The sequence below is a fragment of the Sinorhizobium sojae CCBAU 05684 genome (assembly GCF_002288525.1).
In the GTDB taxonomy this organism is placed as follows: Bacteria; Pseudomonadota; Alphaproteobacteria; order Rhizobiales; family Rhizobiaceae; genus Sinorhizobium; species Sinorhizobium sojae.
The window spans coordinates 618,284-638,298 of the sequence record NZ_CP023068.1 but is presented as its reverse complement, the minus strand read 5'-3'; the positions used below and the strand labels follow the sequence as shown (position 1 = coordinate 638,298).

Annotated in this window: 20 protein-coding genes and 4 pseudogenes; 11 read left to right on the top strand and 13 right to left on the bottom strand. The window is 62.0% G+C overall.

What is annotated here, in order from left to right; all coding sequences use genetic code 11:
- Nucleotides 1-2 precede the first annotated feature (2 nt).
- The 3 genes from SJ05684_RS20605 (at nt 3) to SJ05684_RS20595 (ending at nt 2,165) form a co-directional block, all read left to right on the top strand.
- Entirely contained in the window at nt 3-1,187 is a 1,185-nt protein-coding gene (locus tag SJ05684_RS20605; RefSeq protein WP_034855618.1) for a dihydrolipoamide acetyltransferase family protein, read from the top strand.
- Nucleotides 1,188-1,260: 73 nt separating this feature from the next.
- Nucleotides 1,261-1,629 carry an ArsR/SmtB family transcription factor gene (locus tag SJ05684_RS20600; protein WP_034855617.1) on the top strand — a complete coding sequence of 123 codons (369 nt, stop codon included), beginning with the start codon at nt 1,261-1,263 and terminating at the stop codon, nt 1,627-1,629.
- On the top strand, nt 1,626-2,165 hold the full coding sequence (locus SJ05684_RS20595) for an SRPBCC family protein (RefSeq protein WP_034855615.1): 540 nt from the start codon (nt 1,626-1,628) through the stop codon (nt 2,163-2,165). Before SJ05684_RS20600 ends, SJ05684_RS20595 begins: the two co-directional genes overlap by 4 nt.
- A gap of 47 nt (nt 2,166-2,212) precedes the next feature.
- Here the strand turns inward: SJ05684_RS20595 and SJ05684_RS20590 are convergent, their stop codons facing one another.
- The 7 genes from SJ05684_RS20590 to SJ05684_RS20560 all read right to left on the bottom strand — a co-directional run bounded on the left by SJ05684_RS20590 (nt 2,213) and on the right by SJ05684_RS20560 (nt 9,728).
- On the bottom strand, nt 2,213-2,647 hold the full coding sequence (locus tag SJ05684_RS20590; RefSeq protein WP_034855613.1) for an OsmC family protein: 435 nt from the start codon (nt 2,645-2,647) through the stop codon (nt 2,213-2,215).
- Between the two features lie 109 nt (nt 2,648-2,756).
- Nucleotides 2,757-4,664 carry a bifunctional sugar phosphate isomerase/epimerase/4-hydroxyphenylpyruvate dioxygenase family protein gene (locus tag SJ05684_RS20585; RefSeq protein ID WP_034855608.1) on the bottom strand — a complete coding sequence of 636 codons (1,908 nt, stop codon included), beginning with the start codon at nt 4,662-4,664 and terminating at the stop codon, nt 2,757-2,759.
- Nucleotides 4,661-5,521 (bottom strand): shikimate dehydrogenase family protein, encoded by an 861-nt coding sequence (locus tag SJ05684_RS20580; protein WP_034855607.1) that lies wholly within the window; start codon nt 5,519-5,521, stop codon nt 4,661-4,663. Before SJ05684_RS20580 ends, SJ05684_RS20585 begins: the two co-directional genes overlap by 4 nt.
- 21 nt (nt 5,522-5,542) lie before the next feature.
- Nucleotides 5,543-7,054 carry a tripartite tricarboxylate transporter permease gene (locus tag SJ05684_RS20575; protein ID WP_034855720.1) on the bottom strand — a complete coding sequence of 504 codons (1,512 nt, stop codon included), beginning with the start codon at nt 7,052-7,054 and terminating at the stop codon, nt 5,543-5,545.
- Nucleotides 7,055-7,060: 6 nt separating this feature from the next.
- Entirely contained in the window at nt 7,061-7,579 is a 519-nt protein-coding gene (locus SJ05684_RS20570) for a tripartite tricarboxylate transporter TctB family protein (RefSeq protein WP_034855606.1), read from the bottom strand.
- A gap of 76 nt (nt 7,580-7,655) precedes the next feature.
- Nucleotides 7,656-8,651: a Bug family tripartite tricarboxylate transporter substrate binding protein gene (locus SJ05684_RS20565; protein WP_034855605.1), complete on the bottom strand. Its 996-nt coding sequence runs from the start codon at nt 8,649-8,651 to the stop codon at nt 7,656-7,658.
- A 165-nt stretch (nt 8,652-8,816) separates the two neighbouring features.
- Nucleotides 8,817-9,728 carry a LysR family transcriptional regulator gene (locus SJ05684_RS20560; RefSeq protein WP_034855598.1) on the bottom strand — a complete coding sequence of 304 codons (912 nt, stop codon included), beginning with the start codon at nt 9,726-9,728 and terminating at the stop codon, nt 8,817-8,819.
- A gap of 333 nt (nt 9,729-10,061) precedes the next feature.
- Here SJ05684_RS20560 and SJ05684_RS30505 point away from each other — a divergent pair.
- Nucleotides 10,062-10,189, top strand: a pseudogene (locus SJ05684_RS30505) (SDR family oxidoreductase); the annotation flags it as partial.
- 28 nt (nt 10,190-10,217) lie between these two features.
- Here the strand turns inward: SJ05684_RS30505 and SJ05684_RS20550 are convergent.
- The 5 genes and pseudogenes from SJ05684_RS20550 to osmF form a co-directional block, all read right to left on the bottom strand.
- Nucleotides 10,218-10,355, bottom strand: a pseudogene (locus SJ05684_RS20550) (GNAT family N-acetyltransferase); the annotation flags it as partial.
- A 90-nt stretch (nt 10,356-10,445) separates the two neighbouring features.
- Nucleotides 10,446-11,183 (bottom strand): ABC transporter permease, encoded by a 738-nt coding sequence (locus tag SJ05684_RS20545; RefSeq protein WP_034855596.1) that lies wholly within the window; start codon nt 11,181-11,183, stop codon nt 10,446-10,448.
- A complete protein-coding gene (locus SJ05684_RS20540) occupies nt 11,183-12,121 on the bottom strand; it encodes an ABC transporter ATP-binding protein (RefSeq protein ID WP_034855594.1) in 939 nt (312 codons plus the stop codon). Before SJ05684_RS20540 ends, SJ05684_RS20545 begins: the two co-directional genes overlap by 1 nt.
- Entirely contained in the window at nt 12,118-13,317 is a 1,200-nt protein-coding gene (locus SJ05684_RS20535; protein ID WP_050980048.1) for an ABC transporter permease, read from the bottom strand. Before SJ05684_RS20535 ends, SJ05684_RS20540 begins: the two co-directional genes overlap by 4 nt.
- Before the next feature lie 68 nt (nt 13,318-13,385).
- Nucleotides 13,386-14,303, bottom strand: coding sequence for a glycine betaine ABC transporter substrate-binding protein OsmF (osmF, locus tag SJ05684_RS20530; protein WP_034855592.1), 918 nt, complete (start codon nt 14,301-14,303; stop codon nt 13,386-13,388).
- Between the two features lie 325 nt (nt 14,304-14,628).
- On the opposite strand from osmF, the gene SJ05684_RS20525 reads away from it, so the two are divergent.
- Together SJ05684_RS20525 and SJ05684_RS20520 are read left to right on the top strand one after the other, a co-directional pair.
- Complete coding sequence (locus tag SJ05684_RS20525) at nt 14,629-15,087, top strand: membrane protein (protein ID WP_034855590.1); 459 nt, start codon at nt 14,629-14,631, stop codon at nt 15,085-15,087.
- Entirely contained in the window at nt 15,084-16,460 is a 1,377-nt protein-coding gene (locus tag SJ05684_RS20520; protein ID WP_034855588.1) for an FAD-containing oxidoreductase, read from the top strand. The genes SJ05684_RS20525 and SJ05684_RS20520 overlap by 4 nt, the downstream gene beginning before the upstream one ends.
- A gap of 18 nt (nt 16,461-16,478) precedes the next feature.
- Here the strand turns inward: SJ05684_RS20520 and SJ05684_RS20515 are convergent, their stop codons facing one another.
- On the bottom strand, nt 16,479-16,934 hold the full coding sequence (locus SJ05684_RS20515) for an SRPBCC family protein (protein WP_034855586.1): 456 nt from the start codon (nt 16,932-16,934) through the stop codon (nt 16,479-16,481).
- 198 nt (nt 16,935-17,132) lie between these two features.
- Here SJ05684_RS20515 and SJ05684_RS30500 point away from each other — a divergent pair.
- The 5 genes and pseudogenes from SJ05684_RS30500 to SJ05684_RS20495 form a co-directional block, all read left to right on the top strand.
- Nucleotides 17,133-17,449: pseudogene (locus tag SJ05684_RS30500) on the top strand (AhpC/TSA family protein); the annotation flags it as partial.
- 217 nt (nt 17,450-17,666) lie between these two features.
- On the top strand, nt 17,667-18,005 hold the full coding sequence (locus SJ05684_RS20505) for a hypothetical protein (RefSeq protein WP_034855584.1): 339 nt from the start codon (nt 17,667-17,669) through the stop codon (nt 18,003-18,005).
- Between the two features lie 89 nt (nt 18,006-18,094).
- A pseudogene (locus SJ05684_RS30945) lies at nt 18,095-18,556 on the top strand (multicopper oxidase domain-containing protein); the annotation flags it as partial.
- Nucleotides 18,557-18,689: 133 nt separating this feature from the next.
- Nucleotides 18,690-19,547, top strand: coding sequence for a multicopper oxidase family protein (locus SJ05684_RS30940; RefSeq protein ID WP_244426649.1), 858 nt, complete (start codon nt 18,690-18,692; stop codon nt 19,545-19,547).
- A 27-nt stretch (nt 19,548-19,574) separates the two neighbouring features.
- Nucleotides 19,575-20,015: a DUF411 domain-containing protein gene (locus SJ05684_RS20495; protein WP_034855582.1), complete on the top strand. Its 441-nt coding sequence runs from the start codon at nt 19,575-19,577 to the stop codon at nt 20,013-20,015.

Here is a 20,015-nt window from a genome sequence, read left to right as displayed (position 1 = left end):
ACATGGGGCAGTTCATTGACGTCAGCGCCCCTCTCGAGCAGGAAGGCACGAAAGCGGTCGTGCGCAACTGGCTCAAGAAGCTCGGCGAGAGCGTGAACTCGGGCGATCCGCTGGTCGAACTCGAAACAGACAAGGTGACCCAGGAAGTCGCCGCTCCGGCCGACGGTGTATTGGCGGAAATCCTGATGGAGAACGGCGACAGCGCCACCCCGGGCGCCATCCTCGGCCGCATCAAGGGTGCCGAGCCGCGATCAAAGCAGACTGGATTCTCCGCAACGGCCGCAAGCGAAACATCGTCCGGGACCGAAGACGAGCCGCATTTCTCACCCGCCGTACGCCATGCGGCGGAGGCATATGGCATCGATCCGACGACTATTGCCGGCACGGGCCGGGACGGTCGCGTCACCCGGGCGGACATGGACAGGGCCTTTGCGGCAAGATCGGCGCCCCGCACGCCAGAGCCCGCCTCGACTGGCGGCACGGACACGCCGTCTTCGCATCGCGTTGCGCACAGCGATATGCGCAGGGCGATCGCCGCCCATGTGCAGCAGTCCACGGCGACCGCGCCACATGTGACGGCTGTCTTCGAGGCCGACTTTTCGGCAGTCATACGCCACCGAAACGAGCACAAGGCGAGGTTCGCGGCCGAGGGCGCCAATCTATCCTACACCGCCTATATCGTTTCCGCCTGCGTGGACGCCATGCGAGCGGTCCCGGAGGTCAACAGTCGCTGGCGTGACGATGGGCTCGAAATCTTCGAAGACATGAATATCGGCATCGCCACCGCTCTCGGCGAGCGAGGCCTGATCGTCCCGGTGATCCACCACGCGCAGCATCTCTCTCTTTCCGAGATTGCCGGCAAGCTGCAGGATCTGACCGCGCGCGCTCGCGCCAACGCGCTTGAACCCGCCGACGTGAGAGGCGGCACCTTCACCATCTCAAACCATGGCGTCTCCGGTTCACTGCTGGCGGCCCCGGTCATCATCAATCAGCCCCAATCCGCGATCCTCGGCGTCGGAAAGTTGGAAAAACGCGTGGTCGTTCGTGAGGTCGACGGCGTCGACACCATCCAGATCCGGCCGATGGCCTACGTATCGCTGACCATAGATCACCGTTCGCTCGACGCGCACCAAACCAATTCCTGGCTGACGCAATTCGTTCAAGCGCTCGAAGGCTGGTCCCGCTGATCTCATTCGCGCTGGCGCCAATCATTCAACCACATGGTTGACTATCTTTACACATCGGCCTATATTCAACCACATGGTTGAATTAGAAGCACATCGGATGAACTCCGTCTTTCACGCTCTTGGCGACGCAACGCGTCGGCGGATGCTGCGGGATCTCACTCGTGGCGAGCGAACAGTCAGTGAACTTGCGGAACCCTTCGCGATTTCGCTTGCAGCCGCCTCGAAGCACATCAAGGTTCTCGAGAATGCCGGACTGATCCGCCGAGAGGTACGCGGCCGCACGCACTTGTGCCGCCTGGACCCCGGGCCACTTGCAAGTGCCCACCAGTGGTTGAGCTTCTACGAGCAGTTCTGGAGCGGTCGTCTCGACTTGCTCGAACAGCTTCTCCATGAGGAGAAGGCAGGCAAATCCCCAAACCCCACAAAAGGAGATGACAAATGACGGAACTCGTAACCCTGGATGCCTATGGCACGTTGATCGAGCCGACGACTTTGAAGATCCAGCGCTTTCTGCCTGCCGCCATGGAGCGCGTTTGGGAGTATCTTACCGACAGCGATCTGCGCCGCCGATGGTTGGCGGCAGGTGAAATGGAGATGACGGCCGGGGCACCCTTCGAGTTCGTCTGGCGAAACGACGAGCTCACAAACCCACCGGGGGAGCGGCCGTCAGGCTTCGCGGACGAGCACCGGATGCAGAGCCGGATCATCGAACTCGATCCGCCACGCAAACTCGTCATCGCCTGGGGTGCCAACGGTGACGGTGAAGTCTCTTTCGAACTCGAGCCGCGCGGCTCGGGCGTGCTGCTTACTCTCACCCATCGCCGCCTGCCCGATCGAGGCATCATGCTGAAGGTCGCAGCTGGTTGGCACATGCATCTCGACATTCTCGTCGCGCGCGCCGCGGATACCGAGACGGAACCATTCTGGGACGGCTGGAGCCGCCTGCACGGCGAATACGAGGAACGGCTGCCGGCATGATCGCAAGCATTACACCGCCGCGCGTTCAGACGCGCGGCGGTGACGCCTCAGGTGGCCGCCGTATCGGCTGTATCGACGACCTCGAAATCGTGGGTGATCGCGGCCGTCTTGGCGATCATCGCCGAAGCCGAGCAATATTTCTCGAGCGACAAGCCAATGGCTCGCTCGACCTTGTGCCTCGCCAGATTTCGTCCCTTGACCACGAAATGCATATGGATGCGGGTGAAGACCTTCGGCTCCTGCTCTGCCCGATCCGCGTCGATCTCGACGATGCAATCCTCGATCGCCTCGCGACCCTTTTCGAGGATGTGGACCACATCATAGGCCGAGCAGCCTCCGGTGCCGATCAGCACCAATTCCATCGGACTCGGCCCCGGCTTCTGCCCCTCGGACCCAAAGGCCGTACCAAGCACGACATTGTGCCCGCTCTCGGACTGACCGACGAACGTTCGATCCTCAATCCATTTGACGCGCGCCTTCATAGTTCACCTCCGACCGTGAGGCGCTCATCATAGTTCGGGAGAGGGTGAGAATCTGCACCCCTTCAGTAGATGTGCACGCTTTTCCGGATCGTGATGTGAGGCACCGGTGTTAACCGATGAGCGGCATGCCCGTGGGTCGGATCGAGCGCTTTTGCGCGGCAATGCGGAACGGCGCATTGCCGGCGCCATAGCCGCGGTACCCGCCGCGACGCTCGACGATCTCGAAGAAGAAGCCTTCCCCGAAGGTCGGTCCATAGAGCTGGAAGAACTCGCCCTTGTCGTCGCGGTCGTAGAGAATGTTCTCCGAGCGCAGACGATCCGTGAAGTCGGGATCGAGACCAAAGCGCGCTTCTATATCGTCATAATAATTGCGCGAAATAGCCAATGGCCGGAAGCCCGTCTGCTTAAGCGCTGCGGCGGTTGCGAAAATGTCCATCGTGGCGAATGCGAGATGCTGAATGCCGGGCCCAAAGCTCTCGGCAATGAAATGCCCCGCGAAAGTGTTGCGGTTTTCGGCGCCGTTCATCGTCAGACGCAACGAGCCCTGCTCGTTTTCGACGACCTGGCTGCGGACCAGGCCTGATGGATCGACAATATCGACCATCGGTAACTTCGTGGTCTTGAAGATGGCGGTGTAGAAGAGCAGCCACGAAAGCATCTCTTCGGCCTTCATCGTCTGCGCCACGTGGTCGATGGCGACGAGTCCGGCTCCCGCCGGGGAAGCGCCTTCGGATAGCGGCTCGAATTCGGCCTCCCAGATGCGCGCAGTCTCGCCGATGTCATCGACGAAATAGATGAGGCCTCCGCCGACGCCGCGTATGGCCGGCATGGCGACATCCGCCGGCCAGCGCCGCTGCTCGAAGGGTTCCGCACCGAGCGCCTTGGCGCGCTCGACTGTCGTCGCCGCATCGTCCACCTTCAAGCCCATCGCATAGGCACAGGTGCCGTGGACGAGAAAGGCGGAATGGGCGAAGCCCTCCTGCTCCGAATTGACGACGATGTTGATGCCACCCTTCCGCGACGCCTGCCGCCAGAGCGTCACTGCCTTGTCTCGGCGCCGGGCTACCGGGATAAAGCCCATCGTGGCGAGCACGGCGCCGAGTTCTGCCACCTCGTCGTCATCGGTTGCAAACTCGATGAACTCTACGCCGAGGACATTTGCCCGGTCCGGCATAACCGGCACTGCCACCTTTGTATCCGATTCGGCCCGTTTGACCTGATCCATGAGATAGATGAGCGAGCGATGCCCGTCCTCGGCGATCGCCTTGGCGGACCCGCCACGGAACTGGTCATTGAAGATTTCGAGGGAGATGGCACCGGCATAACCGGTGGCGACGACAGCCCGCATGAAGTCTGTGACGGGAAGATCGCCCTCCCCCGGCATGTTGCGGAAATGGCGGCTCCAGTAGAGCAGATCCATATCGATCAGCGGTGCATCCGCAAGCTGAACGATGAAGATCTTGTCGCCGGGGATGGAGCGGATCGAATTGACGTCGATCTTGCGGGCAAAGCTATGGAAGCTGTCGAGGATCAGCCCGATATTCGGGTGGTTCGCCCGGCGCACGATCTCCCAGGCATCGCGGTGGTCGCTGATATGGCGCCCCCAGGCCAGCGCCTCATAGCCGACGCGCAGCCCGCGCCGTGCCGCCCGCTCGCCGAGCTCGCGCAGGTCTTCGGCCGCCCGGTCGATGCCGCCGATCGCAAGCGGCGAGACATTGGAGCACACCAGCATCAGGTCCGTGCCGAGCTCCTGCATCACATCGAACTTGCGTTCAGCCCGGTCGAATGCGCGGGAGCGGTGCGGCTCAGGCATGCCTTCGAAATCGCGGAAGGGCTGGAACAGTGTGACCTCCAGCCCGTGATCGCGGACCATTTTCCCGACCTCGGTCGGCGATCCGTCATGGGTCAGAAAATCATTCTCGAAGATCTCGACACCGTCGAAGCCTGCCGCAGAGACCGCTGCGAGTTTTTCCTGAAGCGTGCCGCTGATGGAGACGGTGGCGATCGAGGTTTTCATGCCGATATCCTCGCTTCCGATTCGGGCTCGGCCAGAACAGCGCGCAGAGCCGCGGCGTCGACTTCCATTCCGCTGAAATAGCGAAAGGCATCGACGCCCTGGTGAAAGAAGAGTTCGTAACCGCTGATGAATGAAAGGCCCGCTGCGCGTGCATCGCAAAGAAACTCCGTCTCGACCGGCGTGTAGACGGCGTCGAACGCCCAGCGCTGTCGCCCGATCAGGGCGCTCGGGATGGCGCTTCCCGGATAGCCGAGCATGCCGAGTGGCGTACAGTTGACGAGACCGTCGGCCGCGACTACCGCCTCCTCGATCGACGGGACGATCTCGACCGACACATCGAAAGCCGCTGCCGCGAGCGAGGAGGCGAGCGCCTCTGCCTTCGCCCGATCGCGATCGAAGATCAGCAGGCGCTTACAGTCGAGCGCCGCAAGCCCGAAGGCGACCGCCTTGCCGACACCGCCGGCTCCGGCCATGGCGACCATGCCGGGTTCGGCTCCCGGAAAGGCTGCCCGGAAGGCGCTCACGAAGCCGGTATAGTCGGTGTTGTAGCCCGAAGGCGGAACCCTGTCGAAGACCACGGTATTGCAGGCACCGATCGCCGCGATCGCCGGATCGGGCACTTGCAACAGCGGAACCACACGTTCCTTGTAGGGATAGGTGATATTGATCCCCCGGAAGCCTTCGGTGAGGCAGCGGCCGAAGACCGTCTCGAAATCCTCGCCGCGATCGGCGGGGATCAGCCGTTCATAGTTCACGTCGAGTCCGCAGAGCCTGCCGGCCGCAACATGCAGCCGCGGCGACTGCGATCGGGCGATATTGTCGCCGATGAGACCGAGGCGAATGGTTGCGTCCGACATAGCTTCTGCCTTGTGTTGCCCTCAACCCCTGCCGAGGCGTGGAGACGCATGCATCTTGATCGCCTTCCACACGGGCGTTTGGCTGAGGAGGATGAGGACGATGGCGAGGAACAGGACCGCAGAAAGCGGGCTCGTGATCATGCCGTAAAAGAAGGCCGGCAGGCTTTCCTGTTCCGAGATGATGGCGCGCCGCCAATTGTCGTCCATGAGGCGGCTCAGGATGATGCCGAGCACGACGGGGCCGACCTGATAGCCATAGAGCTTCATGAAATAGCCGAGCACCCCGAAGCCGAGCATCCACCAGACATCCGACAGCGAGTTGTTGATCGAATAGGCTCCGACCACGCTCAAGAGCAGGATGAGCGGGAAGAGCACACCCTTCGGGCACTCGATGATCTTCGTGAAGATCTTGATGCCCGTCAGGCCGAAAACCAGCAGAAAGATGTTGGCGAGCGTCAGATTGCCGACCGTGAACCAGAACATGTCCGGCTTTTCGATGAGCAGCAGCGGACCGGGATTGAGGCCGTGGATGAAGAGCGCACCAATGATGACGGCGGTCACCGCGTCCCCTGGAATGCCAAGCGTCAGCATTGGGATATAGGCGCCGCCGACGGCCGCGTTGTTGGCCGATTCAGGGCCGACGAGGCCTTCCTTTGCCCCCTGTCCGAAGGGCACTTCGGGATCCTTGGTCACCCGCTTGGCGTGATCGTAGGCCATCAGCGCTGCGATATCGCCGCCCGTGCCCGGCAGGGCGCCGATAACAACGCCGATCGCGGAGGTCTGCAGGCTGAGCGGCAGGTATTTCTTGAGGTCGGAGAAGGACGGAATGATCTTGTCCACCTTCTGCTTGACCGCGGCCAGGTGCAGGTTGTGGAGCTGCAGCAGCGCCTCGGACACGCCAAAGAGGCCGATCATCAGCGCGACCGGGGAGATGCCGTTCATCAGTTCGACCGAACCGAAGGTGAAGCGCTGTTCCGCGGTCATCGGATCGAGGCCGACCGTGCCGAGCAGCATGCCGAGCGCGCCGGCGAAAATACCCTTGGCGAGGCTCTCGCCCGACAGGGAGCCGACGAGCAGGATACCCATGACAGCGAGCAGCATGTAGTCGCGCGGCTGGAACAGGATCGCGAATTCGCTGACGACGGGAGCGGCCACCGCCAGCACGAAGATGCCGACGAAGCCGCCGAAGAATGACATAACCGTGGAAAGGCCGATCGCGTTTCCGGCCTCGCCCTTCTTTGCCATCGGGTAACCGTCGAGCGCAGTGGCGATCGCCGCGGGCGCACCCGGTATGTTGAGCAGGATGGCGGTGCGCGACCCGCCGTAGACGCCGCCCATGAAGATGCCGTTCATCAGCGCAAGCGCGTGATTGACCTCCCAGCCGAAGGTGAAGGAGATCAGGATGGAGACCGCCATGGTGACGGACAGCCCCGGAATGGCACCGATATAGATGCCGGCGGCGGTGCCGACGGCCGTCAGCGCCAGCAATTCCGGCTGCAGCCAGGAGGCGAAGAGATAGGAGAGCGCGTCCATCATGGCTTATTTGCTCCCCGCAAAGAAGTCACCGATTGCCGCGAGGATCGCGCGTTCGGGAATGATGCCTTCCGGCAGCACCACCTGAAAGACCAGGCGGAAGATGACATAGACGCCAACGATCGAGACGATGGCCAATAGAAGCGTCCTGCCGAGCCGGCCGCGCTCCAGGTACCAGATCGAAACCAGCAGAAACAGGAAGGAAGCCAGGAGAAAGCCCAAGGACTTGAGCGTGATCGAATAGGCCAGGATGAAGAGACAGAAGACCACGACCGCCGGCGGCAGGACTTCCCTCCGGAAGCCGCTCCAGCCTTCCCCGGGAGAGGCGAGCCTCAACGAGCGGACAAGAACGACGGCCGAAGCGATGATCATGATGGCGCTCATTGCCATCGGAAAGGCTCCGGCGGAACTCAGGGCCGAGAAACCGGAGATTTGATAGGCCTGCCAGAACATGAACAGGCTGAAGCCGAACAGGGCGGCGTTGAAGACGATTTCGCCCGGGCGCCTGTTTGTATGCGTTTCCATGTATTCCTCCTCCCCAGCCGGCGGGAGGCATCCCGCCGGGCCCGGACACGGCCCGGCGAGGCCGGGCCGTCCTTGATCAGGGCTTGGCGATGCCGAATTCTTCCGGAGATTTCTTCGCGATGCCGGCATCATGGACCACCCATGCGGTCGTCGACTGCCACTTCTTCAGGAAAGCGTCCGCTTCGTCGCCCGAGATATTGAGCGAGACATAGCCGCGGTCGCTGAGAAGCTTCTGGAATTCCTCGGCCTCCGCTCCGGTTTTGAAAGCCTCGACCAGCTTCGCCTTGATCTCGTCCGGCGTATCGCGCTTGACGAAGACGCCGAAGAACGGTCCCCAGGGAAGGAGCTTCTTGAACTCAGGATAGTCGGCAACGATCGGCTTGGCATCGGGCAGCACCGGGTTTGCCTCGAGATCGAAGATGCCGAGGATCTTGATGCGACCGGCCTTCACGTGTTCGGCGGCGGCGCCGAGCACGGCAGGCATGAAGTCGACCGCCCCGCCCTGCATGGCCGTCAGGGCCGGGCCGTCTCCGTCAAAGGGAACCGCCGTGACCTTGAAGTCGAGCTGGGTCGACAGCATGCCACCCACGACGGAGGGAAGGCCGCCGGGACCGGTCGAGCCCATCTTCACCTTGCCGGGATTGGCTTGCACGTAGTCGACCAGTTCCTTGATCGTGTTGAAGGGCGCGTCGTTGTTGGCGACGAGCACCGGAACACCGCGGGCGAGGACGTTCACCGGATAGAAGTCGGCGTAATCCAGATTGGACAGCCCCATCACCTTGTAAAGCTGGGGGTTCTCCGCGCTCATCAGAAGCGTATAGCCGTCGGAGGGCTGGCTCGCGACGAACTGGGTGGCGATTGCCCCGACGCCGCCGGTCTTGTTGGTCATAACGATGCTGCGGCCGAGCACTTTTTCGGCATGCGGTGCAACCGAGCGCATCACGAGATCGGTACTGCCGCCCGCACCCCATTGGATGATGCCCTGGATGTCCTGTTCGGGATAGTCGGCGGCTGATGCCGAGCCGACGAAAAGCGCAAGGGCGGCGACCGCCCCCATCAATTTACCAAGCATAGTTTCCTCCCAATTGGCTGATGCCGGTGACCGAACACGCCGCCCATTCCTCGGATCGGCGGAAGCTGTTTCGTTGCCTTACGGCAAGGTCCATTCATGATTGTCAAGTTTGGCGCCATAACGCAAATACCATCTTCTTCACGTTCAATGCCATTTTGTTATGTTTTAGCGGCCATAGGTCTTACGAATGTGATCCTCCATCACGCGACGCAACATGGTGACGAAGCTCTCGGCATAGCTCGAGAGCGCCGCGTCGGAACGATAGGCGACATAGGTCTGAAAATCAGTCTTTTCGCTGATCGGAATGATGGCGAGGCCCTGGTCGGTCATGTCGGCGACGGTGAAAGCGTCGATCACCGCAATGCCGAGATTCTGCTTCACCAGTGCACAGACGGTCGTTCCGAAGCGGGCACGGATGGAGATGCTGTAATCCAGATTCTCCCGCTCGAAAATGCCGGCCATGATTGCTCCATAAGGGTCCTTGGGATCGATGCCGATCAGCGCATGCTCGGCGATTTCCCGTGGAGAAATGGCCTCCCGCGCGGCGATCGGGTGATCCTTCGAGGCGATGCACACCAATCGGCCCTTTGCCAGGGGTTCGAAAGTGATGGAGGGATGATCGAAGAAATAGCTCATCACCACCACCTCGCCGCGCGCGAGCATGAGATAATCGATCGCCTCTTCGATCTTTAGAATTTCGAAGTTCACCAGGATATCGGGATAGTGCCGTCTGAGGACCGCCACCGCATGCGGCACCATGACATTGGCGATGCTCGGCACCGATCCAAGCGCGAGTTCGACACCGCGGCCGCGCTCGAGCTGTCCGATCGAGACCTGCAGATCCTCGACCTTTCGATGGACCTCCTGCAATTGCGTGAAAATGTCACGAGCCTCGCTGGTCGGCACATAGCGGCCGGCCTTCTTGACGAAGAGCTTGATGCCGAGGGAACTCTCAATATGCTTCATCGTGCGGCTGACGCCGGGCTGGGTCACGTTCATCAGCCTCGCAGCGCCCGCAATCGTCCCCGCGACCATGACAGACCGGATTACTTCGATCTGTCGCAATGTAAGCGTCATGTGAACCCTCCCCCGCCTACTGCACGTCTCCTTGGCTCGACCTCAACGAGACATGCAGCAATTCAAAGCGCCTCAGCGAGCTTTGCGCGTCTTATAAGACTCGAAGCGCTCCAGATGCCGGCAAAATGCGCGAAAACCGCCGTCGGAGAAAGCGCTTTCCGAGAGGGCCAACTTGAGGCGGGGGGGCGGATACACCTCCTCCCACCAAATCCTGGCAATCGGCGCCAGTAGTCTTCGCGGCGCGGTAGGCTGCTCTATGTTGGAGAGGATCTCGCGCAGACGGATGTCGAGAGAGGATTTTATTTATTTTTCAACTGGCATGACCAGCCAACTCCGACAGGACGCGTCGGCACTCCGGAAGAATTCGGCGTCGCGCGGCATTTCTCTGCAGTCAATATGCCGGCTATATCGTCGGCCAAATCCTGTTGCTAGACGGCGGGGCGTTCAACTCGACTTTCTGAGCGATCGCCGCGAAGGCAGGTCCCCCGTTCATGCCACGATGCGCCGGGCCATGAGGATGTCATCCACTTCCCGGCCGTTGCGGATGCAGCCGCAGGGAATGCGGCCGATCTGTGCAAACCCTTCCCGGCGATAGAAGCCGATCGCCTGCGGGTTTTCGGCGCTGAGGCGCTCGACACCGGAAGGCTTGATCATCAGCGTCAGGTCTCCTGAACCGGCGCGAATGTGCTCCGGTCGGACGCCGAGTGTCAACGACCTTCAAACTTGGGAGCGCTGCGCGAGTGCACGCTCCATGGCCTGAAGCGCATCATGGATGAGCACGGCAAGGGCTGCCACGATGAGCCCTCCCTGCAGCACGAAGGCGAGATTGTTCGCCTGTAGTCCGGCGATGATGACTTCGCCGAGCGTCTTTGCCGCGACCGTCGAGCCGATCGTCGCGGTGGCAAGGCTGATCACGACGGACAGCCGGATGCCAGTCAGGATCACCGGCAGCGCCAGTGGAAGTTCGACCTTCAGGAGGCGCTGGCGCTCGGTCATGCCGGCGCCGCGCGCCGCCTCGATCACCGCCGGCGGCAGCGTCGTCAGCCCAGTCAGGGCATTCTCGAAGATCGGCAGCAGACCGTAGAGAAAAAGGGCGATCAGTGTCGGCTTTTCCCCGAATCCGAAGATTGGAACGGAGAGCGCCAGGACCGCCACCGGCGGGAAGGTCTGGCCGATATTGACGAGGCTGCGCGACAGCGGCAAAAACTCCGTCCCCGCCTCGCGTGTGACGAGGATCGCCAGCGACACGGCCACTACGGTGGCGGCGAGCGTCGCGATGAGCACGATCCTGAGATGCAGGACCGTCAGCCATAAGAGGCTGCCGCGGTTGTAGATCACCGGCGCGTTCTCCTGAACGAGCGGCTTCAGCAGCGGGCCGAACCAGCCGGGTTGCAGCAGGAATGCCATCAGAATGACGAGCACGCCCAGCCTGAGGAGATTTGCGGGAGAAACCATCACCCTGGCCTCGCCGCGCGCCTGACGAGATTGTCGAGACTGACCCTGCCGATAATCCTGCCATCCGCTGCAGCGACCGGCAGCGCGGTGCGGCCGGACCAGAGGAGTTCGGAAAGCGCCTCGCGCTGGTTGAGCGTCGCCGGAATCGGCGCGCCCTCGGCGTCACCTGGCTCGACCGCATCGCCGGTCGTCTCGATCGCAAGCTGGCGGAAAGGCCGTTCGCTGGCACCGATCAACGCCTCGACGAACGGGGTGGCGGGCCGGACCAGCATCTCGGCCGGCGACGCATATTGCACGACCTTGCCCTTGTCCATGACGGCGATCTTGTCCGCGAGACGGAAAGCCTCCTCCATATCGTGCGTCACCAGGATGATCGTCGTGCCGAAATGCTTCTGAATCGCGAGCAGATCGTCCTGCGCCTTGGCGCGGATGATCGGGTCGAGCGCGCCGAAGGGCTCATCCATCAGGAGCAGGTTGGGCTCGGCTGCCAGCGCCCGCGCGACGCCGACCCTCTGCTGCTGGCCGCCGGAGAGTTCATGCGGATACCGCGCGCCGAAGAAGTCCGGGTCGAGCTGGAACAGCGTCAGCAGTTCCTCGACCTTCGCGCTGATCCGCGCCTTGTCCCAACCGAGCAGGGTCGGGACCGTGGCGATGTTCTGCGCGACCGTCCGGTGCGGAAAGAGGCCGTGGCCCTGGATCGCATAGCCGATGCGGCGGCGCAGTTCGAAGGCAGGCACGGATCGATTGTCCTCGCCGTCGATCCGGATCATGCCGGATGTCGGCTCGACCAGGCGATTGACCATTCTGATGAGCGTGGTCTTGCCAGAGCCGGAGGTCCCGACGACGACAGTGACCGTGTGCGGCGCGACGGTCAGCGAGACGTCGCTCACCACCTCGGTATCGCCGTAGCGCTTCGTAATATGCTCGAATTTGATCATGCCACCTGGCCCCAGCCGCGATCCGCGGTCGTCATTTCGATCAGGCAGTCGAGCACCATCGCCGAGACGAAGGCCAGAAGCACGGTCGGGGCTGCACCGAGCAGCACAAGATCCATTGCCGTCTGGCCTAACCCCTGGAAAACGAAGACCCCGAAGCCGCCTCCGCCGATGAGGGCGGCAATCGTCGCAAGGCCGACATTCTGCACCAGCACGATGCGGATGCCAGCCAGGATCACAGGAAAGGCCAGCGGCAATTCAATCGCGAACAACCGCTGCAAGTCGGTCATGCCGATCCCGCGCGCGGCGTCATTGGCGGCGCGCGGGACGCCGGCGAGCCCGACGACCGTATTGGCGACCATGGGCAGGAGGGAATAGAGGAACAGCGCGACGAACGCCGGAGCGACGCCGATGCCGCGCACACCCATCGCCATCGCCCCCGGGACATGGGCCGCAATCCAGCCGAGCGGGCCGATGAGTATCCCGAAGAGGGCGATCGACGGGATCGTCTGGATGGCGTTGAGGAAATTCAGAACAGCGTCGCGCACCCGATCGACGCGGTGACAGACAATGCCGAGCGGCAGCCCGACGAGAGCCGCGGCAGCGAGCGAGCCGAGTGCCAGCGTCAGATGTCGGCCTGCTTCCGCCCAGAACGTATCGGCACGGCTTGCATATTCCTTGAGGATCGAGAGGCCGTCCCAGCGGCCGGTCACCAGCATTGCACCGATGAGCGCCAAGACCCCGGCAAGGAAAAGGAGCCGGATACCCGGCCCCGGGGCAAGCCGCGTCAGCGCGTCGGCGATAAGCAGCGCGAAGGCAAAGATGAGGATCCAGAAGCCGGAGGCCGGCGAGATGCGGGCATAGGCATTGTCCGCCGGCATCAGGTGATCGGCAGAGACGCCAATCAGTAGTGCGAGCGCAACCAGAACCGCAACGGCAGCAGCCATGCGAACGGCCGCAGCGGTCTTCAAGAGCGCGATGGCGGCGCCCGAAATCAGCACCAAAAGCAGCCCGTAGCCGAGCAATGGCGGCAATGCCTCAAGGATCGTCCTCGTTTCGCCCTGCACAATGCGGTTGGCGCGGAAGGTTGCAAAGGGCGCGAGGAAAGCGCCGTAGACCGCGAGAGCCGCAATGATCACACCGAGCTTATCGAAAGGAAGGACTTTCCGCTCTGTTTCCGGGATGGTACCGATCGCCATAAAATCGTCCGCTCGACGCGAAAGCTGGAGGGCGTGGCCCGGAATCGGGCAACACCCTTTTTACGAGCTTACTTCAGGAAATCGTTCTTCTTCAAAAAATCCTCGGCGACGGCTTTGGCAGGCTCGCCGCCGACCTGCACGCGGCCATTGAGTTCCTGCAGCGTAACCAGATCGAGCTTCTCGAAGACGGGTTTCAGGAGCGTCTCGATTTCCGGGTTCTCCTTCAGGACCGCCTCGCGAATGATCGGCGTCGGCTGGTAGATTGGCTGCACGTTCTTGTCGTCCTCGAGAACGACGAGGCCTGAGGGCGCGATGCCGCCATCGGTGCCGTAAACCATGGCCGCATTGGCGCCGTTCGTCTGGTTCGCGGCCGCCGAAATCGTCGCCGCCGTATCGCCGCCCGAAAGCGTGATGAGCTGTTCCGGCTTCAGTGTGAAGTTGTAGGCCGTCTGAAAGGCCGGCAAGGCGGCGGCCGAGTTCACGAATTCGGCGGAGGCCGCAAGCACGACCTCGCCACCCTCGCTCACATATTTGCCGAAGTCCGACAGGGTCTTGAGGTTGTTCTCTTCGGCGACCTCCTTGCGGAGTGCGATCGCCCAGGTGTTGTTGGCCGGCGACGGCGTCAGCCAGACGATCTTGTTGGCTTCATAGTCGAGTTTCTTCGCCTCTTCATACGCATTGTCGGCATCCTTCCAGACGGGATCGTCGGCTTTCTCGAAGAAGAAGGCGGCATTGCCGGTATATTCCGGATAGATGTCGATCTCGCCCGCGACGATCGCCTTGCGCACGACGGGCGTGGCGCCGAGTTGGACGCGGTCCGTTGTTTCGATGCCATTGGCATTCAAGACGGCGAGGATGATGTTGCCGAGCACGCCGCCCTCCGTGTCGATCTTGGAGGAAACCACGACGTCGGCCTTGGCCGCGGCGGAAGTAAGCGCAAGGGCGAGCGCGGTACCAAAAAGCATTTTCACCAAAGTCAGGCGCATGATTGTCTCCCTCGATTTGATCCCACAGTGTCGATGACGGACTCTCGGCTGCGTCCGTTCGAGCTGCCATATAGGTCAGCGCTCGGCGAAAAATAGAGTAAGCGCCGCCTCCGGACCTGAGGTTGAATTCACTGGGCGATCCTACCTTCAGCAAGGTTGCAATCGCCGTCGAAGTCGGTCACTCTTGCCGGCGGCCACCGTCGGGCCGAGACGAGCCGATCATCCTGCTTCTTTGCAATGCAAGCATGACACGAGACGGCTGAAAAGCCCGCAGTTTCTTGAACCGTTCGCATGGTCCGCCGGAAGCCCGCGTTGAGGCTCAAAGATGCTCTATATTCTTGCCCTTCTCATCGGTGTTGTGGCGGGTCTTCGCACGATGACAGCGCCAGCGGCCGTGAGCATTGCGGCAACGGCCGGCTGGCTGTCCCTTGCCAATAGCTGGGCGGCCTTCATGGCCTTCCGCTTCGCACCCTTGATATTCGGCCTTCTGGCGCTCATCGAATATGTCACCGACCAGCTCCCGAACACACCGAGCCGTAAGGTTCCGCAGCAATTCGGTGTGCGAATCGTGAGCGGCGGTTTCTGCGGGGCGGCGATCGCCACCGTCGGCGGCTCGCCCTTTGGCGGTGCGGTCGCAGGAGTCATCGGCGCCGTCATCGGTACATTGGGCGGCTATGAGATACGAAAGCGCCTGGCAGCGATGCTCGGAGGCAAGGACCTGCCGGCCGCTCTCCTCGAAAATCTTGTTGCCATTCTCCTGGCATTCTGGGTGGTATCGTCATGAGCACGCATTTCGACGCAATCATAGTTGGCGCCGGCCAGGCCGGGCCGTCCCTCGCCGGCCGGCTGACGGAAGCCGGCAAAACCGTGGCGCTCGTCGAGCGCAAGTTCTTCGGCGGCACCTGCGTCAATACCGGCTGCACGCCGACCAAGGCCATGGTCGCCAGCGCCTATGCAATCCATACGGCGCGCCGCGGCGCGGAGTACGGAATGACGACCGGTGCGGTTTCCGTGGATTTCGACCGTGTGATGGCGCGGAAGGACAAGATCCGGCTCGATTCCCGCTCCAGCGTGGAGAAATGGCTCAAGGGCATGAAGAACTGCACCATCTTCGAGGGCCATGCGCAGTTCGAGGGCCCGCGAGAGATGCGCATCGGCGACGAAGAAATTTCCGGCGAGCGGATATTCTTGAATGTCGGCGGCCGCGCCGCGGTCCCCGACCTCCCCGGCATCAACGACATCCCCTATTTCACCAACAGCTCGCTGATGGAGCTCGATCATCTGCCGAGACATCTCGTCATCATCGGCGGCAGCTATATCGGGCTGGAATTTGCGCAGATGTTCCGCCGCTTTGGCTCCGACGTCACGGTCATCGAAAAAGGACCGCGGCTGATTTCGCGGGAAGATCCGGAGGTCTCGGACGCGATCTGCGCCATTCTCGAGAAGGAGGGCATCCATATCCGCCTCGATGCGGAATGCATCCGCTTCGCCAAACAGGCAGACGGCATTGCAGCAGGTGTCGACTGCACCTCGGGCGCACCGGAAGTCGTCGGCTCCGACGTGCTGCTGGCCACCGGCCGTCGCCCCAATACCGACGATCTCTGCCTCGACAAGGCAGGGGTCAAGACCGGTGAGCGCGGCTATATCGAGGTCGATGATGTCCTGCGCACCAATGTGCCGCATATCTTCGCCATGGGCGACTGCAATGGCCGCGGTGTTTTCACCCACACTGCCTACAATGATTTCGAGATCGTCGCGGCCAACCTCCTCGACAACGACCCGCGCCGGGTCAGCGATCGCATCCAGGCCTATGCGCTCTACATCGATCCGCCGCTTGGCCGGGCCGGCATGACGGAAAGCGAGGCGCGCAAGAGCGGCCGTAAGCTGCTGATCGGTACGCGGCCGATGACGCGGGTCGCCCGCGCGGTCGAGAAAGGCAAGACCGAAGGGTTCATGAAGGTGATCGTCGACGCCGACACCGAGGAAATCCTCGGCGCCGCCATTCTCGGAACCGGCGGCGACGAGGCGATCCACAGCGTTCTTGACGTGATGTACGCAAAGAAGCCCTACACCACGATCAAACGGGCAATGCACATCCATCCAACGGTCACGGAGCTGATCCCGACGGTATTGGGCGATCTGTCGCCGGCGACATAGCCGCTGCAATCTGCCTGATCATTCCGCGCCGGTGCGACCGTGCCAGGGGTCGGGGCCGGGATCGCGTCCGGCGGCAACCTCGGCCAGCCGGTCGAGATAATGGGCCCAGCCTTCCGCATGACCATCGCATTGGTCGGCAGTGGGAAGGCCCGAGTGGGTCAGGCGCAAAAGTGTGCCGTCCGGCTGCTCGACGAGGTCGATCTCGACCAGGCTCGACGCGGGCGGCACGATGTCGCTTTCGTCCCAGCCGAAGCTGTATACCAGCCGGTGCACCGGTACCACTTCGCGGAAGGAGCCGCGGGCAAAGCGTGCGCCGGTCACATTGACGAGATAGAGCCCGCCGGGATGCGGCTCGACCTCTGCCTCCGTTCCCATCCAACGCAGGATCTTTTCCGGGTCGGTCAGCAGGGCGAACACCGCGGCGGGCGGCGCCGGAATATGCATCTCACGGCGGACGACGAGGTTCTCTTGCATCGGTCTCCCCCTATTGTGATGGCGGCAATGAACGACCTATTCCGATAAGACGCGTGATGATCGCTGCAGCACTTCGATTTTACTACATGTCATTGTCCTAAAAACGAGGTCAATTTAAGGAGCCTGGCAGCAGGCGCGGGACCGATCTCCTTCCAGATGTTAGTGCGAAAATCTCTAACGCTTGGTACCAGCGAGCGTCCCGACCGGCCCTACCGCACAACCATGGCGCAGTTCGAAGCCGCCTGCCCGCATCAACCCTGCCGGTGCGTTTCCGGAACCTCTGCATCCTATGGAAGCCAATGTTGTGCTCAACGCCAGGGACTGCTTCGAGTTTGACGAGGCTGATAATGCGACCCTGGCGAACCACGGTACTCAGCTCGTCGGGCCCTTCCTCGTTGACGCAGCTGGCATTGTCGGCTTGGGCGCAAATTGAGGCGCCCGATGGACCGAACAGCCTCTGCATTTTCCCGACCGCTGCGCAGATCCTCGCGGCCGCTGATAGCCTGGGGCGCTAACCCACAGTGGATACTCCGTTGCTGTACGAACGCTGGCGTACATCAGATCGGACGCTTCCTCCAATACATCGGGCCGCGTTGAGCGCCACCAGCGGTCATGTTTCTCTCGATACCGTTTGGGGGCAACGTCACGTCCCGAAAACCGGTTAAAGGTTCCGCGTGTCCTGCGACACTTCGGATGTGGACATCTCTCGAAATCGGACTAGAGTGCCATCCGATGACACAACTCATCCGCCTTCTTGCTGTCGTGCTGGTCGCGCTCCTTGCCGCGGGCACAGTCGTGCACACGCAGAAGGCGACCGCAATGTCGGCGGCCGTATCGACCGCTGTCATGACAGATGCCGACATGGACGATTGTGACGAATGTCCGCCTGCCGATGAGGGCAGGGCCTCCTCGTGCATCGACTTTTGTCTCGGTTCTTTCGCAGCAATTCCCGCGACCGCGCTCGTTGAGCTGCCGTTTACAACGCCCGATTCGGCAGTTTCGTCCTCCGACGACTTGGACGGCCGCGCCGTGCCGCCGGATCCTTTTCCTCCTCGAAGCATCATTCTGTAGCTGACGCTGGTCCCGTTTCCGGTTGCCGGCGTTATGGGCCTTGGGAGCGATACGCGTGCCCAGGCTTGGTCGCATTGCCGCTTCTGCGGATGCCAACCTCCAAGCACAGGATGCCTGAAATCATGTCCAACTTGTTTGCTCCGACGATTACGCGTCGAGCCCTTCTCGCATCGGCGGTTGCCGGCGCGACAAGCTTGATGGTGCCGTTCTCGCCGGCTGTTCCAGCTATCGGCTCCACGCGTGACGTCTTACTTCGGGCTGCACCAGGCCGTATGCGCCTGGGGCCCGAGCCGCTCGGCGAGACGACGGTATGGCATTACAACGGGATCGTTCCCGGCCCGGAGATCCGCCTCCGCAAGGGAGAGCGACTGCGGGTCGCAGTCGAGAACGCCCTGACAGAGGAAACCACCATTCATTGGCATGGGGTGCGCGTGCCGCATGCCATGGATGGCGTGCCGCATCTTACACAGAAACCCATTGGAGCGGGTGAACGATTTGTCTACGAGTTCGACGCGATCGACGCCGGCACCTACTGGTATCACCCGCACCAGAGAAGTCTCGAGCAGGTTGGGCGCGGGCTCCATGGTCCGTTGATCATCGAGGAGCCGGAACCGCTGCTTGTCGACCGGGACCTGACCTGGATGCTAGGTGACTGGCGCCTGACCAAAACGGGCGAACTCCGCAATGATTTTGGCAACAGGCACGACATCCGAGCGCATCCGCCTGCGGCTGATCAACGCCGCCAATGCCCGGATCTTCAGCCTCGATTTCGCGGGGCACGAGCCGATCGTAATAGCGCTCGATGGCCAACCGGTCACGCCGCATGCGCCGGACGAAGGCCTGGTGGTGCTTGGGCCGGCAATGCGCGTCGACCTGATCATCGACATGAACGGCAAAACCGGCAGCCGAGCTTCGGTCACGGACCAGTTCTATGAAGGGCTGGAGTATAAGCTCGTCGATCTTGTTTACGGTGACACGCCACTGAGGGAACGCGCGCCCGAGTGGCCAATCGCGCTGCCGGCGAATGCATTGCCCGAGCCCGATCTCAAGTCATCGAGGCGCCACGAAGTGGTCTTCACCGGCGGCATGATGGGCGAAATGGTGGCGCAGGACATGAGTGAAAGCATGCACGGCATAGGCGCGTCTGGCGGTATGACGGGCGACAGCAATTCGATGATGACCGGGATGATGCGGATGATGAATTCCAGCGCCGCCTGGTTCATCAATGGTGTCGCCGCTGATGAGGCCAGTCACGACATGAGACCGGCGCTGACGCTTGCAAAGGACAAGACCCACGTCATCGCCATGACGAACGCCACCGCGTGGCATCATCCAATCCATTTGCATGGTCACTCTTTCCGGGTGATTTCCCGTAACGGCCAACCCACTCGCCACCGGGAATGGCAGGACACAGTGCTGATTGCGCCGCGCGAGAAGGTCGAAGTCGCCTTCGTTGCCGATAATCCCGGCGATTGGATGTTTCATTGCCATATTCTCGAACACCATGCCGGCGGCATGATGGCTGCCTTCCGCGTCGCCTGAGCGCCCGATATCCCAAAGGAGAAGCTAATGTCCACACTTCTGAAAGGCCTTATCCTCACCTCGATCCTGTCTGGCGTCACTCCGGCGCTCGCAGGCGAAAAAGACGTAACCCTTTACAAGAACCCGGAGTGCGGTTGCTGCGAGGGCTATGCCGATTATCTGCGCCAAAACGGGTTCAACGTGGCCGTCAAGCCGACGCACGACCTTGCCGAAATGAGCCGCGAAGCTGGCGTTCCGGACGACGTTCAAGGCTGCCATCTATCAATGATCGACGGCTATGTGGTGAGCGGCCACGTGCCGATCGGCACGATTAACAAGCTGTTGACCGAACGTCCCAACATTAAAGGCGTCACACTCCCCGGCATGCCCATGGGTTCGCCCGGGATGAGCGGCCCCAAGGAAGCACCGTTCGAGATGCTGGAAATCAAGAAATCCGGCGGCGTCGGCGGCGTTTACGCCAGGGAATAG

Excerpts from the sequence above, each read along its gene's own strand:
- SJ05684_RS20560 (WP_034855598.1), bottom strand. The coding sequence starts at position 9,728 with ATGACGCTTACATTGCGACAGATCGAAGTAATCCGGTCTGTCATGGTC.
- SJ05684_RS20590 (WP_034855613.1), bottom strand. The coding sequence starts at position 2,647 with ATGAAGGCGCGCGTCAAATGGATTGAGGATCGAACGTTCGTCGGTCAG.
- osmF (WP_034855592.1), bottom strand. The coding sequence starts at position 14,303 with ATGCGCCTGACTTTGGTGAAAATGCTTTTTGGTACCGCGCTCGCCCTT.
- SJ05684_RS20575 (WP_034855720.1), bottom strand. The coding sequence starts at position 7,054 with ATGGACGCGCTCTCCTATCTCTTCGCCTCCTGGCTGCAGCCGGAATTG.
- SJ05684_RS30940 (WP_244426649.1), top strand. The coding sequence starts at position 18,690 with ATGATTTTGGCAACAGGCACGACATCCGAGCGCATCCGCCTGCGGCTG.
- SJ05684_RS20605 (WP_034855618.1), top strand. The coding sequence starts at position 3 with ATGGGGCAGTTCATTGACGTCAGCGCCCCTCTCGAGCAGGAAGGCACG.
- SJ05684_RS20600 (WP_034855617.1), top strand. The coding sequence starts at position 1,261 with ATGGTTGAATTAGAAGCACATCGGATGAACTCCGTCTTTCACGCTCTT.
- SJ05684_RS20505 (WP_034855584.1), top strand. The coding sequence starts at position 17,667 with ATGACACAACTCATCCGCCTTCTTGCTGTCGTGCTGGTCGCGCTCCTT.
- SJ05684_RS20495 (WP_034855582.1), top strand. The coding sequence starts at position 19,575 with ATGTCCACACTTCTGAAAGGCCTTATCCTCACCTCGATCCTGTCTGGC.
- SJ05684_RS20540 (WP_034855594.1), bottom strand. The coding sequence starts at position 12,121 with ATGATCAAATTCGAGCATATTACGAAGCGCTACGGCGATACCGAGGTG.
- SJ05684_RS20535 (WP_050980048.1), bottom strand. The coding sequence starts at position 13,317 with ATGGCGATCGGTACCATCCCGGAAACAGAGCGGAAAGTCCTTCCTTTC.
- SJ05684_RS20520 (WP_034855588.1), top strand. The coding sequence starts at position 15,084 with ATGAGCACGCATTTCGACGCAATCATAGTTGGCGCCGGCCAGGCCGGG.
- SJ05684_RS20525 (WP_034855590.1), top strand. The coding sequence starts at position 14,629 with ATGCTCTATATTCTTGCCCTTCTCATCGGTGTTGTGGCGGGTCTTCGC.
- SJ05684_RS20565 (WP_034855605.1), bottom strand. The coding sequence starts at position 8,651 with ATGCTTGGTAAATTGATGGGGGCGGTCGCCGCCCTTGCGCTTTTCGTC.
- SJ05684_RS20570 (WP_034855606.1), bottom strand. The coding sequence starts at position 7,579 with ATGGAAACGCATACAAACAGGCGCCCGGGCGAAATCGTCTTCAACGCC.
- SJ05684_RS20545 (WP_034855596.1), bottom strand. The coding sequence starts at position 11,183 with ATGGTTTCTCCCGCAAATCTCCTCAGGCTGGGCGTGCTCGTCATTCTG.
- SJ05684_RS20595 (WP_034855615.1), top strand. The coding sequence starts at position 1,626 with ATGACGGAACTCGTAACCCTGGATGCCTATGGCACGTTGATCGAGCCG.
- SJ05684_RS20580 (WP_034855607.1), bottom strand. The coding sequence starts at position 5,521 with ATGTCGGACGCAACCATTCGCCTCGGTCTCATCGGCGACAATATCGCC.
- SJ05684_RS20585 (WP_034855608.1), bottom strand. The coding sequence starts at position 4,664 with ATGAAAACCTCGATCGCCACCGTCTCCATCAGCGGCACGCTTCAGGAA.
- SJ05684_RS20515 (WP_034855586.1), bottom strand. The coding sequence starts at position 16,934 with ATGCAAGAGAACCTCGTCGTCCGCCGTGAGATGCATATTCCGGCGCCG.